The 2,466-nt window shown below is 50.1% G+C and carries 2 protein-coding genes; both read left to right on the plus strand.

Going from position 1 to position 2,466, the window contains the following annotated elements:
* Positions 1-626, plus strand: a 626-nt coding sequence (locus tag AC4MRN_RS20445; RefSeq protein ID WP_491204365.1) for an MFS transporter, incomplete at its 5' end; no start/stop codon positions are given.
* A gap of 213 nt (positions 627-839) precedes the next feature.
* Positions 840-2,466: TonB-dependent receptor (locus tag AC4MRN_RS20450; protein ID WP_491204366.1), on the plus strand; the 1,627-nt coding region annotated here is incomplete at its 3' end.

Genomic DNA, 2,466 nt, shown 5'->3' on the forward strand with positions numbered 1-2,466 from the left:
TACCTGTCGAGCCTCCGTCGCAGCCGGTCCCCCCAAAAGTAACAACGAGTGCCGATGTTTCGGCTTCGTCACCGGTATTGCTGTTACTCAGTTTTGCCGTGGTGTTATTTATCTGCATGGCCATGCTACAGCAAAGTCTGGGTTTCATGCTCATAGACTACTTTCATCACTCCCCGGTCAACGCTGCACAGATCACGGGCACAGCGCTGATGATCAGTGCGCTGGCGGCTCTCAGTGTGCAGTGGACACTGGTACAGCGTAGTAACTTTACGCTGATGCAGTTACTTTTGATTGCAGCCGTAGCCATGACTGCGGGATATGTTTCTGTCGCGACGGCCACGGAGGTGCAGTTTATTTTTATTGGTATGGTCGGGATTGGTGTCGGCGTTGGCGTCGGGTATCCCAGTGTCACGGCAGCAGCCACGCAACACTGCTCGGATGCTGAACGAGCCAAAGTAACTGGTCTGATGACAGCCTCGCCGGCAATGGGATATACCCTTGGACCGCCACTGGGCGCGATGTTATACCAATCTGATATCCATTTGCCTTTGTATTGCTGTGTACTGCTAAGTGCTTGTTTGATAGTAATTAACCTGAAAATCCAATCCGCCTTTAGCACTAAATAAGTAAAACCATAGATCAATTTTTATTAATTTAGTTTTACATAGCGAAATATCATTCCAATATATTGACACCTATTTTTACAGGTGTTAGTTTTGTGTGCAGTTCGTAACATAGTTTTAACAACGCGTATTACACACATAAATTGGAACTGAGGAAAAACCATGTGCCCTACCAGCATAACCAGGAATAACACTTCGCTGTTCAAGTATTCCGCTTTGACTTTGTGCCTGTCTGCACTGTTACAGCCAGTGCAGGCTCAGGAAGAAACCAAGTCGAACAAAACGGCCGACAAGCTGTTTGAGAAAATTGAAGTCACGGCGCGTAAACGCGTCGAGTCGATTCAGGATGTACCCGTGGCCATCACCGCATTTGGCGAAGACCAATTAGATGCCATGAAATTTCGCAACATGAACGACCTGTCCGTTGGTATCGCCAACGTTGTGCTGGAAGATGTAGGCACGGCACGTGGTGTGGCCAACTTTTCAATACGCGGCCTGGGTATCAACAGCTCCATTACGTCAATCGACCCAACCGTAGGCGTATTTGTTGACGGTGTATTCATCGGGACCAACGGTGGTGTGGTCGTCGATATGTTTGATATCGAGCGTGTAGAGGTGCTACGCGGTCCTCAGGGGATTTTATTTGGCCGTAACGTAACCGGTGGAGCGATTCTGATCACCACGAAAAAGCCGGATGATACAGTTACCGCCAAGCTGCGTGGGTCGGTAACCGGTGGCGGCCCGGGTGGGCTGAATAAAACGATTCAGGGTGCGGTGAATATTCCGCTTACGGATAACCTGTTTACCAAAGTGTCGGTTTACCACAATAACGACGAGGGCTGGTTTGAAAACAAATTCGATGGCAGCAACCACGGTGCGGTTAAGCAAACCTTGTTTCGCTCTTCTACCTTATGGGAGCCTACCGACGACCTGACGCTGGAGCTGAAGTACGAAAACCTGGATTTGGACGGTGATGGCCCATCGGGTCAGAACCACACCAATGGCATGGGTATTAACCCTAACCTGGCATTCTCAGGCGCACACCCGCTAGCACCTTATGCTGTGACGTTCGATCGTGACAGCCATGACTTCGCAATCAACGAGCCTGGCTGGCAGAAAATCGAAACCGAATTACTGTCACTTAACCTGAACTGGGATGTCGCGGGCGGCACCATGACCTATATCTACGGCTGGCGTGATTACTATTCGCCAACCCGCGGTGACATTGATGCGCAGCCATTCACTTTGTTCCACTCTAATTCGTGGACAACCAGTGAGCAGTTCAGTCACGAGTTGCGCTTCAACACCCAGCTAGGCAAAGCCAACGTCACAACCGGTGTTTACCACTATACAAACGATATGCTTTATCACGAGCGTCGTGAATTGCCGCTCACTACCGTTTATGCGGACATCAACGCCGACGGTACACCTGACCTTCTGGCTGCCGGTATTTATCAGGACGGTGGTGGTCTGCATGAGACTTCAAGTTTAGGCGCGTTTGCCGCTGTGGATTACGACCTGGATGACCAATGGACATTGTCGGCTGGCTTGCGCTACACCCGTGAAGAAAAAGATGTGCAGATTTCGTCGATGAACCTGAACGTCAGTAGCATCAACAGCGGATTTATTATTCCACAGGGCCCGGCCTGTAATATTTACGAAGCCAACGACTGTAACTTCGATTTTGTAGACAACAAAACCTGGAGCAATGTATCGCCTAAGGTCGGCGTGCGCTTCCGTCTGGATGACGATACTAACCTGTTTGCCAACTGGTCGAGAGGATTCCGTTCTGGTGGTTACAACCTGCGGAACACTGCCGACATCAGCACGCCTGAACTTCGCG

Source organism: Marisediminitalea sp., from assembly GCF_984433645.1.